Source organism: Mucilaginibacter ginsenosidivorax (assembly GCF_007971525.1).
Taxonomy (GTDB): Bacteria; Bacteroidota; Bacteroidia; order Sphingobacteriales; family Sphingobacteriaceae; genus Mucilaginibacter; species Mucilaginibacter ginsenosidivorax.
This window is the reverse complement of sequence record NZ_CP042437.1, coordinates 1321355-1334202: the sequence shown is the minus strand read 5'-3', so window position 1 is coordinate 1334202 and position 12848 is coordinate 1321355. Positions and strand designations below refer to the sequence as shown.

The window sequence follows — 12848 nt, the reverse complement described above, 5'->3', positions numbered from 1 at the left end:
GGTAAACCAATAAAATCCAAACCGTTAAGCACAAATAGCATGAAAAAAAACTTACCATTATTTTTGAAGATAGCCACCATCATTATAGGTATTATAACATGTTTCTCCGTTAGTAAAGTATCAGCTCAAAGCGGCGATTATAAAAAAAACAACATCCGGGTTAACTTATCTTCATTAGTGTTGCATAATTATAGTTTCAACTACGAACGTTCAGTTGCCCGTAAAATAACCATCTCGGCAGGATATAAGTTTATGCCCGATACCCGCATTGGCGATGTCTCGTTAATTAATACCATAAGTGATAAAATATCCCATGATGGCGATAATATTGATTACAAAAACACCCGCACCTCAAACCAAACGTTTACCGCCGAAGCCCGGTTTTATACCGGCAAACATGATGGCCCACGTGGATTTTATGTTTCGGTATATGGCAGGTACAACAGTATGAAAGTTGATTATCCATATGTTTATAATGATGGTAATGGCAATAAAGTAAATGTGCCTTTGAATACTACCTTAAACGGCATAGGAGGAGGCGTAATGATTGGCGCCAAATGGCTTATAGCTCAAAAAGTATCCTTAGATGTTTATATACTGGGTTTGCATTACGGCAGTATGAGCGGCGATGTAATAGGAAATACAGATTTGAGCGGCTTATCAGCAAGTGATAAACAGGGGCTTAAGGACGATATTGACAGTAAGTTTGTTTTATTAAACCACAACTACGTTAAAAGTTCTTCCGTTACTAATAGCGGCGTTACCGCCCATGCAAGCGGCCCGTTTGCGGGTATCAGGGGCCTGGGTATTAACTTAGGGTTTTCATTTTAATATTAATTACACGCTGGTGTGGATGTGTCTTCACTCATAACTGGCAAATCCATATTGTAATCAAGCCGATTGGGATCATGTTTCACAAACTATCTATAGCTTTGGGTTGAAAAGGTAAAGCAGAATAATTACTATATTAGCAGGAATGAAGTTGCGGCTAAATTAACTTCATCTCTGCCTATCATAAGCGTACAATAAAATGTGTTTGGAATATGCTCATTGTAGATATAAATAAAAATACGCCAAAGAAAAAACGCAAATTACACCTGTGCCCAAAGTGCAAAAGCAATGGCGGACAAAGAAAGCAGCGACCCTTATTAGTGAAATGGCTTTTATTTTGGTTGCCCATAAAACGTTACCATTGTAAAATTTGTAGCAAAAATTTTATGACTTTCGGCAGTTGGTGATCAGCTTACATCATATCCCAATTGCAGGGCACGCAACGTAAAAACTACATTTCAAACTGGTAAACATATCCGTTTACAGGTACATTTAGCAAAAAATGATCTGCCCGTTTATACTTCACATTCAAAAAACCAATAAGCCGTGTACCGGGGAGCAAGGTGTTTAATTTCAGATAACCCTCATTTATGTTTTGCTTCATCGAATACGGTTTATAGCCCGAAATTGAATCGGCATGAGCGGTGATTGCTTTGTTTGCTATTAACCGGTACCCTTCTGGGTTTAGCGAAGCGGCATTTGCAAAAGCGCTGAAGCCGGGGCTCCATTTTTGTTTATGGCTCACCCGCGACGCGTAAACATCGTATGACAGAACATCAACAGGGATCATTTTATCGTCTTTTTGCAGGATTGCTGTTACCTCTGACGGATCAAAATTAAACTGTTCCGTTGTCCCGTTTTCGATAGTAATATAAATCTCAAAGTAATCGCCCCATAACTGCTGCATCGAAAACCTGGCGGCCACACTTAAACCGGAGGCAGTAGTGTAAAACTGAACAGGCTGACCATCCTGGAATATGACATTTTTATCAGTAAACCTGCCAAGCTTTTTATCTGTTGTAGCCAGGTTTACGGGCATTTTGGTAAGGTAAGAATAGTTTACCGCAACGCCATCCGGCGTGTATACCTTGTAAAAACAATCAATGGGGTTACCATGAACAAAGTCGTTCTCCTGTATTTTAGTTCCTTCTTTATCAAATAGTAATTGCTTGCCATCTAACAACCCTTCAGTATCAAAACTGCCTTGTTTTATCTGCCGCCCTTTTTCATTATAGGTAATAATAGTACCGGTCCACCTGCTTTTGGCATCGTTGCGCTTATCAATATAAAGTGCTTCGCCTTTACTGTAGGGCTTGCCGCTCATATAAAAATCTTCAATTGTACCTACTGGTTTATCGCTGGTGTTAAATTTTACCCTCCTGTAAAAAAAAGCGTTATTTTTATCATCCAGGCCCTTCCCGTTTTTATCGTAATAAAGGGTGGTTACCTCCTGTGCTTTAACTGCAGTGTTTGCAAGCAGCCATAAAGCACATAAAGCGTTAATTGTTAACAGTTTCGGTTTTAATGATAAGGCCATATAACAAATATAACAGATAATTATTATGGTTAAAATGCAATGGCAAATTTTGCCATTTTGGTAAAAAAACGCGTTTCTGAAACCCCGTTAAATTTTATTAGCTATAAGAGTTTTAAAACCCTATTTTTAGCGCCGCAAATAAGGGCACCTACCCGCCCGTTATTTTAGGTTAACAAAACAGCAATGAAAGTTTTAAAATTTGGCGGTACATCTGTGGGCAGCCCCGCCCGCATGAAAGCACTGCTTGACATTATTGACCCCACTGAAAGACAAATTGTTGTGCTTTCGGCAGTATCAGGTACAACAAATAACCTGGTTGAAATTGGACAAGCTTATTTAACCGGAGACAAAAAGAAAGCAATTATCCTGATAAGCGCGTTAAAGGATAAGTACGAATTATTTATAAAGGAGTTGTTTTCTGATACCGAATATCTAAAGCAAGGCAAGGAAGTAATTGATTATCACTTTGCTTTACTTAATAACCTGGCCAACAATAATTTTACCACTGTAGAAGAGAAAATAGTTTTAGCCCAGGGCGAATTGCTGTCAACCACATTGTATCATGTTTACTTAAAGGAGATAGGCGTAGCATCGGCATTGCTGCCTGCTTTAAGTTTTATGAAGATAGATGAGGATAACGAGCCTATTGTTGATTACATCACCGAAAAAATAACGCCCTTACTGGATAAACAGCCAGGGGTTAACCTATTTATAACTCAAGGATTTATTTGCCGGAATGCTTTTGGCGAAATTGATAACCTGCGCCGCGGCGGCAGCGACTATACTGCATCACTTATAGGCGCCGGCATCCGCAGCGAAGAAGTACAGATTTGGACAGATATTGATGGGATGCACAATAACGATCCGCGGATTGTAAAGGGCACACAGCCCATTGCCCAGCTATCATTTGATGAAGCTGCCGAGCTGGCTTATTTTGGCGCTAAAATATTGCACCCGCAAAGCGTGTTCCCGGCACAAAAGTATAAAATACCGGTGCGCCTGCTTAACACCATGGATCCGCAGGCAAAAGGAACGTTGATAACCAATACAAGCGAAAAGGACAAAATTAAATCTATTGCTGCTAAAGATGGCATTACAGCCATCAAAATCCAAAGCAGCCGGATGTTGCTGGCACATGGCTTTTTGAGAAAGGTATTTGAGGTATTTGAGCGATATAAAACATCTATAGATATGATAACCACATCGGAGGTGGCAGTATCGTTAACCATAGATGACACCACTTACCTTGGGGAGATAACCAGCGAACTTAACATTTTTGGCTCGGTAGAGTTGGATGTAAACCATACTATCATTTGCGTAGTAGGTGATTTTGGTGCCGAAAAACATGGCTATGCAGCAAGAGTGCTGGAAGCAGTAAAGCATATTCCTTTAAGAATGATATCATACGGCGGTAGCGACCATAACTTATCATTACTGGTTAAAACCGATGATAAGGTGGAAACCCTGAGAAGCTTGCATAACAGGCTGTTTTAGTTTCGGGATTGGATTTGATTAAGAAAGTAAAATTTATCTTAATAAGATGCATATACAAAAAGCGGCAATTGTTGCCGAAATAAAGGTATTTAATATAAAGAGTTTTAAGGTAAGCTTTCTATCATGATACAATTTATAGCTGGATAAAAGACCGGCAAGTACACAAACAGATACACATAATATAACCGACAGATTATTCTTCATTACTATGTTTAGTAAAGCTAATATAAATAAATTTCAAGAGTTAGATACCCCTTTCTATTATTACGATATGGGGGTATTGCGTGAAACATTGGATGCATGTCGTGATGCCTCGGTAAAACATGGCTTTCATGTACACTATGCCATGAAGGCAAACTTTAACCCCAGAGTGCTGGATATGATCCAATCTTTTGGTTTTGGTGCCGATTGCGTAAGCGGCAACGAAGTGAGGGCAGCAATTGAACATGGTTTTGACAAAGGCAAAGTGGTTTTTGCGGGGGTAGGAAAATCAGACCGTGAAATAAACTACGCGCTTGATGCCGATATTTTTTGTTTCAACGTTGAGTCGGTTCAGGAGTTGGAAGTGATTAATGAATTGGCGGCGGCCAAAGGCAAAAAGGCCAATGTAGCTATCCGTATTAACCCAAATGTTGATGCACATACACACCATTTTATTACTACCGGGTTAGATGAAAATAAATTCGGCATCAATATATGGCAGCTGCCCGATGTGGCTACTGCTTTACGCAAATGTGCCAGCCTGCAGTTTTTAGGTATACACTTTCATATAGGTTCACAAATTACCGACCTGGAGGTTTATAAAAGCCTTTGTACCCGAATTAACGAAATGCAGGACTGGTTTGAAGATCATGGTTTCCCGGTTAAAGTACTAAATACCGGCGGTGGCTTAGGTGTTGATTACTACAGCCCCGACACCAATATTGCCGATTTTGAAAATTATTTCCAGGTGTTTAAAAACTTCCTGAACGTAAAACCAGGGCAGGAAGTACACTTTGAGCTTGGCCGTGCTTTGGTAGCTCAAAGCGCCTCGCTAATATCAAGGGTGTTGTATGTGAAAAATGGCAAAAAGAAAAACTTTCTGGTACTGGATGCCGGCATGACCGAACTGATACGCCCAATGCTTTACCAGGCTTACCACCAGATAGAAAATATAAGCAAGAGTCAAGAATCAAGAATCAAGAATCAAGACAACTCATCACCGGCAACTGCCAACATGCAACTGGCAACCGATATCAAATACGACGTGGTAGGCCCCATTTGCGAAAGCACAGATTGTTTTCAGAAGGATGTTGACCTGCCGGAATCATTCCGTGGAGATCTGATTGCCGTACGTACTGCCGGTGCATATGGCGAAGTGATGGCCTCTGGTTACAACCTTCGCGATAGGGTAGGGAGTATTTATTCGGAATAGCTTGTTTTAAGTCCAAAGTCTTAAGTCCAAAGTCCATAGTCTGATTTTGACTTAGAACTTTGGACTTTGGATTTTCGACTTAAAACTTTAAACCAACCCTGAACTGTACATAGGTACCACCTTCAACTACGGCAAAATATTGTTTTAATTGTATGAAATAAGAGAATGCAACATAAGTCGGCGTTTTGTAAGTCACATAGTCGTTTTTATTGTTGTTGTAAATATTGTCGTTGCCAAATGTTTCGCCAACAAATATCCTGAAGCCCATCTGGGTGTTGGGCTTGCGGCCGTGAAAAACAATTTCGCTGGTTAAGCCACCAGTAAACAATTCGGTACGCGTATCTGTATAAAAGTTAGGATCGCCTGTTACGTCCTTCCTGAATTTGGCATAATCGCCAAACTCATGGCTATAGGCCGCTTCAAAGCCAATGATCCTGATATCGGTACGGCCATCATTATTAATATAGAAGTTGCCTGATAAACGGCCACCCACTGCGCCAAAGAATTTATCTTTAAAATAATGCGCGTCGCCCTGCTGTAAATCGTAATTTGCGTAACTACCCAATGATGTAAATGCACCATAAGCCAGGTTAAAGTTTTTAAACGTATGTGCTTCGCTGATGTTTAACTGGCCGCTTGTAAGCTGATCGGTAAGGTTATTGCCAAAATCGAGCACGAGCCCGGCAGACACATAGGTAGCCGATTTAACACTATCCATCGACATCGGTTTAGGCATGTAGGCTATATCGCTTTTATGCAGCGCCGGTCCGTAAACATGATCGCTGCATGAACTTAACAAACCCAAAATTAACGCTGCTGCCGGTAAGTAAAATTTTATTTTCATAAAGATAAGTTTATCTGGTTTTGATGCTGGTAATATTATTTAATAGTAAGTTAATTTAATCACAATTCAATGGGTTTAATCGTAAATATATCCTCATCAATCATTTAAAACCTGTAGCCAACCCTTAGTTGCGCGTAGCTGCTTACCTCAATAATGGTTATAAAATTATTAAGCTGCATAAAATAAGCCAAGGTTAAAAATCCAGGACCATTGGGCAAGCGTTCAATTTTTAGGGCCTCGCCATCAGTATAATGGTTATAAATACCATTGTTACCAAAGGTGCCGCCGGCAAATCCCCTTAAACCAAACTGATAATTGTGCCGGCCACGAAACACAATCTCGGAGGTGGCCCCCATAGAAAAAAGATTATCGCGACTATCGGCGTGGTAATGCTCTTGGTCGCCTACGGCCTTTCTGAATGAAGCGTAACTACCAAATTCATTGCTGTATGCCGCCTCAAAACCAATGATCCTAAAATCAAAACGGCCGCTATGAATAAAATAGTCTGCAGATAGCCTGCCACCCGCAGCGCCAAAAAACTTGTTGTTGAAATAATAAGGATCAATCTTTGCCAGTTTGTTGTTGTGATAATTACCAGCTACCCCGAAAACGCCATAAGCTACGTTAAAGTGCTTAAAAGTGTTGGCGCGGCTTAAATTTAACTGCCCGCTGGTAAGTAAATCATTATAATGCGAACCCTGGGCAATACCAAGACCACCACTAATGTAATTTGCCGATTTTGCCGAATCTGTACTTATAGGCTTGGGCATATAAGCAATATCGGCAAGTCGCAATGCGGGGCCATAAACATGGTCGCTGCATGAGCTTACTATGAATGCAAGCAACAATGCAGGCATGCAAAACTTGAATTTCATGTATGATTAAGATTTAGTTGCCGGGATTTAAGATTGGTTACTAAATCACAATACGCGAAGCGGGGCTATTTTGCAACAGCTTTTTATAATTAAACTAACAGGTTGTTAAAATACACATTATTAAAGTCGGCAGCATAGTGCAGCACATTGGGTAATGTTTCAAACTCTTCGGCAACATGGGTGGTAGTAAGCACCACAGCTTTCATGCCGGCATTGGCTGCTGCTTCAACACCCTTGGGTACATCTTCAAATACTATACAGTTGGCTGGTTCGGCATTTAAAAGCTTTGCAGCCTTTAAAAATGTTTCGGGATGGGGCTTGCTTAAAAGTACATCATCGGCGCTTACTATCGCTGTAAAATAATGCCTGATGTTCAGATTATCCAGTACAAAGTCGATATTGAACGGGATTGCGGCCGAACCTATAGCCATAGGGATCCCTTTTTGATAAGCGGCTTCTAAAAACGCACTTAAACCGGGCAGAAGTGCCAGATGAGGTAAAAATTCCTGCTGGTATTTTTGCTCTTTTTTGTAAGATAAGTCGTTCATTTCGTCAACCGTAAAGCGGTTGGGCCCAAACATTCTCACCAGTACTTCGGGGTTTTTACCATACATCTCTTTTTTTACTTCCTCCCAGGAAAAATTACCGCCTAACTGGTCGTTTAAAAGCGTTTGCCAGGCTTTGGTATGATAGGGCATGTCATTTATCATGGTGCCATTAAGGTCGAATATAAAGGCCTTCATAGTGTATTTCGAATTTTTGGCGCAAAATACACTTAATAAAAACTAAAAAATGCTTCCATGCGTATATTCATATAATACACCGGCAGAATTTTAGTTAACCAAATAGTTAATGTGATATTTAAAGTGTAGCTAAAATAATAAGGACTGTGTTGTGGTTGTTTTTGCGCGATTATTGATTTTAGCAAGCCCATTGGCCCAAAAGGCCGGAGGGCTTTTTTTATTGATAGCTGGTTTGGTTATCGTGCCGCGCCCCGCTAAAGTTTAATGGTGGCACCAATATCAAAATAAAATATACCGGGTTTGTTTATCATGCTACCGGTAATATTTGCGGGCAGCTTATTTTGCGAAATAGCGTATGAAGGCGTAGTATGAAGTATCAATACCCCCACTTTATAGGCCATTGGCACCGAAAACTCATAATCAAGCAGGTTAAATTTACTAAGCCTGGCTTTTTGTTTAGCCAGCGCTTTTGAGGTATTGGCTGCAAGTTTGTATTTTTTTTGCGTAAGATAGGCGTCGTAAAAATTTTGCGTACCTCCGTTAACCTCAGCCAACGGCGAGATAACCAGGAAATCGTCGTCGTTGATAATTCCTGTAGTTATGAAATCATGGGATAAGCCTGCATTTACAAAAACATCGTTTTTAAACCCTTTACTTACAAAGTTATAATCGGCACCTATAGTAGGAGTTACAATGCCCGAAATGTCGTAGTCAAGGCTCGCGTTAATGGTACTGTTTATTGACGAACCTATTTGGGTACTGTTTTTATTGTAGAATAATTTTGAAAATGAGGTTTCGGCGCTCAGGTTATCAGTAATATCAAAATCATACCCTCCTGTAAGGTTTCCCTCGTCAAGTTTGCCGGTAATTCGGTTGGGTATATAAGTAACACTTCCCGAAAAATATATGCCGTTGCTAAAAGTATACTTAATATCAGGAATTAGCATTGGGGTTTTTATGGTATCTGCCCGCCCCATAATTACGTTGTTGCTCAGGTAGTTGATGCCAAATTTGAATGATCCTGCCTTGTCGTCTTTATCAGTCTTGTCTGTTTTATCAACTTTATCGGTTGGGTTACTTTGAGCAAAAATTTGCTTTGCACAAAGCAAACAAAGGATAGGTATCAATAGTGAAGCGTATATAATTTTCATTCTTTGTTATACATCAATCGGATGATTGCTATTTGGCTTTATCATTATTATAAAATGGGAATACTGGTTGTTATCCCGGCTCCCTACAGCAGGATGGAGAATACGATGTACCCTCCGTTATTAAAGCTCAAGTTTTAATAAACCATATAAAAAAAGCTGCTTGTTTAAAAGCAGCTTTTTTGTATCAAAATTACATTTACCTTACACGTGTTGCATGATGTTTTACCATGTCATGTTTAGTCTGCCTTATTTCTTTCTTTATATCTTTCACTTCTTCTTTGGCTGTCAGGCGTACTTCCCTGGCAACTTTAATATTTTTCCTTGCTGCTTTTACGTCTTCTTTTGCTGTAGCCAGGTTGGCTTTGGCCGCGGCTATAGTTACTTTATCTGCCTTTTGGGCAATGGCTGCATCAAGTGTTGCCTGCGCAGCTGCCAGTTCCGATTCGGCGGCGGTTAAGTTTGTTTTAGAGGTTGTTACTTCGGCTTTGGCCGATGCTACTTCGGTTTTAGCGGCAACAAGATTCACTTTTTCATCTACTTTGGTTGGGCCAGCAGGGCTTGAGGTTTGAGCGAAAGCCACGGCTGAAAATAACGTACTGAGCGTTAACAGAATTATACTTTTCATGACTTTTTTGTTGGTTCGGATTGGTTATGGTTGTTTACGTTTTTTGCAACTATTTAGTTACATACAACTATGACGTAACGATTATCAAAAGGTTTAAGTGTAACTGCCCACAAATATAATATTTATGTAGGCTAATTTCCCAAAACAATTATTTGTTGCATGTGCCATTATGCGCGGGTTTCTTGCCATAGTGGCGTAAATTTAATTTGAAAAATTGAGAATTTGAAGATTTGAAAATTAGTTTGTTAGCGGTTTAATACTTTGAACTTAAATGAGATATGCTGGTTTTTATTTAAGTTTTTGACTAACCAGCCTCTCTTCATCTTCAAATTCTCAAATTTTCAAATCTTCAAATCAATAAAATTTTCCCTACCTTGCCGCCTTTAATAAATAACATAATGCAAAAAGAAGGAACAGTAAAATTTTTTAATGAAACAAAAGGTTTTGGATTTATTACGCCAACAAGTGGTGGCCAGGACATTTTTGTTCATTCGACAGGCCTGATCGATGAGATCCGCGAAAACGACAAAGTTGAATTTGAAGTTGAAAACGGCAGAAAAGGTTTAAATGCGGTAAATGTAAAAGTTATCTAAGTATAATATAACCATTAAGCATACCAGGCATCCGCTTTTTAGTGGATGCCTTTCTTTTTTTAGTCATTGGTCATTTCGCTGCGCTGTCATCAGTCATTAGGCTGCGCCGTCATTGGTCATTGGTATTTCAAAGTCCGAAGATACTAAAGTTCAAAAAGTCTTAACTCTTGTCTCTTGATTCTTCATCCCACCCCAAAACTGGCATTGTTGTTGTTCTAAGCTATTCAGGTTAAATCATATCTACAAAAAAACGAGTAACATGAAAGATCAAGCAAAAATTATAGCCGCACTGTTAGTAGGTGCAGCAGCCGGAGCTGCATTGGGTTTATTGTTGGCTCCTGAAAAAGGCAACGAACTTAGAGACGATATTGCCGACTATATAAACGACCTGGTTGATACCGCTAAAAACAAGGCGCAAACAACTGCCAGTGGCATAAAACAATATAGTAGTGATGCAGTTGAAAGGGCCAAATCAAAATTTAATGGTACTGTTAGCGATCTTTATGATTATAAAGATGATGCTTTGGAAGCGGCAAAATCAAAAGCAAGGGCCGCTACAGAAAAGGCACAACATGTAGCCGAAGAGGTTGTTGATGATGCAAAATCAAAAGTAAAGACTACAGCAAACAACTGGAACAATACTATACAAAATGCATAATTTTTAGTACTAAGCTAAAAACAAAAAAACCGGCCAGAAATTGCCGGTTTTTTTGTTTTAAATATTATTGATCTTATTTAATAGTGAATGTGTTATTATTCTCGGTTGCGTCCATGAAAATGCCACCGTCTAAGGTTACAGTTTGAATTGTTTTGGCAGTTTTAATGTTAACCGAAATCTGTTTTTCGTTTTTTTGCCAAACAGCAGGCGTCTGATGTTTGATTTCAGTTGTTCCATCGGCATAAGTTATTTTCACATCAAACGAAATGGCAAAACCGCCTACGTTTTTAATATCGGCAGTATAACCATCTTTAATCTTGCTAACTTTCAACAGGTTAAGGTCGATGTAGTAATTGGTGAAAAACCAGTTATTAAAAAACCAATTGAGATTAATGCCAGATATATTACTCATAGAGTTAAAATAATCCCATGGTATCGGGTGCTTACCGTGCCAGCGGTCCATATAGCCATGCAACGCTTTTTTAAATAGGTCGTCGCCAAGCATATCTTTCAAGGCAAAATAGCTTAATGATGGCTTACCGTACGAGTTATTACCATAGCCACCCCTCAATTCGTTCGACATGGTGATGATGGGTTGGTCTTCTGCGGATGATGCATCATGAATCCATCCGTTTATCCTGAAGTTTTTATAAAGGGCATCGGCTTTTTCGGCGCCTACTTCGTCGGTGCCAATCAAACGTTCAAAAGTTGTGGCCCAGCCTTCATCCATAAAAGCATAACGGCTTTCGTTAATGCCCATATAGAATGGGAAATAGGTATGTGCAATTTCATGATCCTGAACAAAGGCTGCAAACTGGATATCATCGGTATGGCTGTCATTAACCATCATAGGATATTCCATATCTGCGAAACCCTGGAAAGCGGTCATCTTGGGGAAGGGGTAAGGTACTCCCGGCCAATTGTGTGATAACCAGCTTAAAGAATGCCGGCCGGCCTGCACGGCATGATGAAAATCTTCTGATTTATCTAAAAAGGCAGCCTGCATGCTCGCCCTGCGGTGCGTGGCATCGTCAACAATAGCGCTTGCGGCATCCCATACATAATGATCGCTGATGCCAACGGCCATATCGCTGATGTCATTGGCTTTCCAAACCCAGCTGTTTTGGTCTTTTTGCGCTGTAATTTCTTTTCTGGCAAGGTCGGCGGCAGTTGCTATATGTATGGTCGAGTCGCTGGTCATGGATGTTGCCAGGCGTTTGGCGTATTCTGGTTGTAAAACCTGGTTAGGGTTTTGCAACGTGCCTGTTGCCCAAACTATATAGTTTTTAGGGGTATTTACGGTAAGGGTGTAATCATTAAAATCGTTATAAAATTCCTGCGCATCTAAAAAAGGCAACCTGTCCCAGCCGTTATAATCGTCATAAACTGATACGCGCGGGTAAAAATAGGCCAGGTAATAGGAGGTAGAATCTATCATACCCTCGCGGCCACTTTGTAACGAAATCTGGAAATGCCAGTCGATATCCAGTTTCAGCGAATCATGCGGCATTAAAGGTTTTGTTAAACTTACTGCCATATTGGTTGAAGCCCCTTTACTATTAACTTTTTTAGCCTCGCCGTTAATCAAAAATTTATCAAACTGAATGCCACTGGTCAGATAATCTTCTTCTGCATCGCCAAACCGGGCAACACCTGGTTTGTGGATATTCAAAATCAGCTTCATATTAAGCCTTTTCAACGTATCAGGGCTATTGTTTACGTAACTTATGGTTTCTGATCCCTTAATATTCCTATCTGGCGGTAGGGCAGTAATGGTAATATTGTAGGTGCCATGGTTTTGCCAGTATTTTTGCCCGGGTTTACCATCGGCCTGTCGCGTTCCTTTTGTAAACGCTTTTTGAATGTCACGTGGCATGTACAAGGATTGGGCTCTTACCTGCGTCAACGCAAAACAAGATAACGCGCATAACGCGATTGGTTTGATCAGTTTCATAAATATAAATAAATTCAGTGTGTCAACTTTTGTAAAGATGCTTTTAACATCAAATAGTTACAAACTAAATAAAAATTTAATGCACCTACTTATTGGTCAGTTTTTCGTAACAAAATTGTAACATCTTTT

Annotated in this window: 12 protein-coding genes; 5 read left to right on the top strand and 7 right to left on the bottom strand. The window is 39.9% G+C overall.

Annotated elements, in window-relative coordinates; genetic code table 11:
• The first annotated feature begins 39 nt into the window (after positions 1-39).
• Positions 40-831, top strand: coding sequence for a DUF3575 domain-containing protein (locus FSB76_RS05410; RefSeq protein WP_158642844.1), 792 nt, complete (start codon positions 40-42; stop codon positions 829-831).
• Between the two features lie 451 nt (positions 832-1282).
• Here FSB76_RS05410 and FSB76_RS05405 read toward each other — a convergent pair whose 3' ends face one another.
• The gene (locus FSB76_RS05405) at positions 1283-2368 is read right to left on the bottom strand and encodes a toxin-antitoxin system YwqK family antitoxin (protein ID WP_147052556.1); all 1086 of its coding nucleotides are present in this window, start codon (positions 2366-2368) and stop codon (positions 1283-1285) included.
• A 183-nt stretch (positions 2369-2551) separates the two neighbouring features.
• Between FSB76_RS05405 and FSB76_RS05400 the strand changes: the two genes are divergently transcribed.
• Both FSB76_RS05400 and lysA read left to right on the top strand, forming a co-directional pair.
• On the top strand, positions 2552-3862 hold the full coding sequence (locus tag FSB76_RS05400) for an aspartate kinase (RefSeq protein ID WP_147052555.1): 1311 nt from the start codon (positions 2552-2554) through the stop codon (positions 3860-3862).
• Between the two features lie 208 nt (positions 3863-4070).
• Positions 4071-5276, top strand: coding sequence for a diaminopimelate decarboxylase (lysA, locus tag FSB76_RS05395; RefSeq protein WP_147052554.1), 1206 nt, complete (start codon positions 4071-4073; stop codon positions 5274-5276).
• Between the two features lie 79 nt (positions 5277-5355).
• On the opposite strand, the gene FSB76_RS05390 is transcribed toward lysA, so the two are convergent.
• The 5 genes from FSB76_RS05390 to FSB76_RS05370 all read right to left on the bottom strand — a co-directional run bounded on the left by FSB76_RS05390 (position 5356) and on the right by FSB76_RS05370 (position 9514).
• Entirely contained in the window at positions 5356-6120 is a 765-nt protein-coding gene (locus tag FSB76_RS05390) for a hypothetical protein (RefSeq protein WP_147052553.1), read from the bottom strand.
• 104 nt (positions 6121-6224) lie between these two features.
• Complete coding sequence (locus FSB76_RS05385; protein ID WP_147052552.1) at positions 6225-6995, bottom strand: hypothetical protein; 771 nt, start codon at positions 6993-6995, stop codon at positions 6225-6227.
• A gap of 89 nt (positions 6996-7084) precedes the next feature.
• Entirely contained in the window at positions 7085-7738 is a 654-nt protein-coding gene (locus tag FSB76_RS05380; protein WP_147052551.1) for an HAD family hydrolase, read from the bottom strand.
• A 254-nt stretch (positions 7739-7992) separates the two neighbouring features.
• Entirely contained in the window at positions 7993-8889 is an 897-nt protein-coding gene (locus FSB76_RS05375) for a hypothetical protein (RefSeq protein ID WP_147052550.1), read from the bottom strand.
• Positions 8890-9085: 196 nt separating this feature from the next.
• The gene (locus tag FSB76_RS05370) at positions 9086-9514 is read right to left on the bottom strand and encodes a hypothetical protein (protein WP_147052549.1); all 429 of its coding nucleotides are present in this window, start codon (positions 9512-9514) and stop codon (positions 9086-9088) included.
• 398 nt (positions 9515-9912) lie between these two features.
• On the opposite strand from FSB76_RS05370, the gene FSB76_RS05365 reads away from it, so the two are divergent.
• Positions 9913-10107 (top strand): cold-shock protein, encoded by a 195-nt coding sequence (locus FSB76_RS05365; RefSeq protein ID WP_090644815.1) that lies wholly within the window; start codon positions 9913-9915, stop codon positions 10105-10107.
• A gap of 259 nt (positions 10108-10366) precedes the next feature.
• Positions 10367-10765: a YtxH domain-containing protein gene (locus FSB76_RS05360; RefSeq protein ID WP_147052548.1), complete on the top strand. Its 399-nt coding sequence runs from the start codon at positions 10367-10369 to the stop codon at positions 10763-10765.
• Positions 10766-10838: 73 nt separating this feature from the next.
• Here FSB76_RS05360 and FSB76_RS05355 read toward each other — a convergent pair whose 3' ends face one another.
• Positions 10839-12641 carry a M1 family metallopeptidase gene (locus FSB76_RS05355; protein ID WP_225976428.1) on the bottom strand — a complete coding sequence of 601 codons (1803 nt, stop codon included), beginning with the start codon at positions 12639-12641 and terminating at the stop codon, positions 10839-10841.
• Positions 12642-12848 lie beyond the last annotated feature (207 nt).